Source organism: Arenibacter sp. S6351L (genome assembly GCF_023016025.1).
Classification (GTDB): domain Bacteria; phylum Bacteroidota; class Bacteroidia; order Flavobacteriales; family Flavobacteriaceae; genus Arenibacter; species Arenibacter algicola_B.
Genome location: NZ_JALKBB010000089.1, coordinates 1 through 962 on the forward strand (window position 1 = coordinate 1; position 962 = coordinate 962).

The 962-nt window shown below is 49.5% G+C and carries 1 tRNA gene and 1 rRNA gene; both read right to left on the reverse strand.

Annotated features, from left to right (window positions below):
- Nucleotides 1–564 (reverse strand): 23S ribosomal RNA (locus MWU82_RS23990); the annotation flags it as partial.
- Between the two features lie 221 nt (nt 565–785).
- Nucleotides 786–859: transfer RNA gene (locus MWU82_RS23995), tRNA-Ala, on the reverse strand.
- Nucleotides 860–962: the final 103 nt, after the last annotated feature.

The following is a 962-nucleotide window of genomic DNA, read 5'->3' on the forward strand; positions in this document are numbered from 1 at the left end:
CTCCGACCGCTTGTAGGCGTATGGTTTCAGGATCTTTTTCACTCCCTTGTTCAGGGTTCTTTTCACCTTTCCCTCACGGTACTGGTTCACTATCGGTCTCTCAGGAGTATTTAGTCTTGGCGGATGGTCCCGCCGGATTCATACAGGGTTTCACGTGCCCCGCACTACTCAGGATACCGCTATCGATAATGTTCTTTGCTCTTACGGGACTATCACCCTCTTCGGTCCCTCTTTCCAAAGGGTTCTGATTCATTGCACATCGAATCTCGCGGTCCTACAACCCCGATATTGCCGAAACAACATCGGTTTGGACTAATCCGCTTTCGCTCGCCACTACTCACGGAATCACTTTTGTTTTCTCCTCCTCCGGCTACTTAGATGTTTCAGTTCACCGGGTTTGCCCCCCTTGCGGGGTACTATACCTTCAATATAGTGGGTTGCCCCATTCGGATACCTGCGGATCACATCGTATGTGCCGATCCCCGCAGCTTTTCGCAGCTTATCGCGTCCTTCATCGCCTCTGAGAGCCTAGGCATTCCCCATACGCCCTTATCCAGCTTGTCGCCAGACCTTTATGTTATTCGCGGGCCCCCTTTCCGCGGCAGCGTCCAAGGGGCCCTCTCAATTATACTTGTACTTTACTTTACTTTCGTGTTTCTTTTTCAGCGTACGCAAAGACCTGAATCTTTTGCGCACCCTGTCCCAATATGTCAATGAACGTTTAGGCCATCCCCGTCGTCCCTTTTGCGGCCTTTGGCCAAGATAACGGCAATGTATTGCCAATGTGGAGAATATCGGAGTCGAACCGATGACCTCCTGCGTGCAAGGCAGGCGCTCTAGCCAGCTGAGCTAATCCCCCGTTTTTTTTCAGTGATCAGTTAACAGTTATCAGTTAACAATTACTTACAACGGTTACTCAACCCCTAGAATTTCCTAATTCAATAATTTCAATCAATGAACGT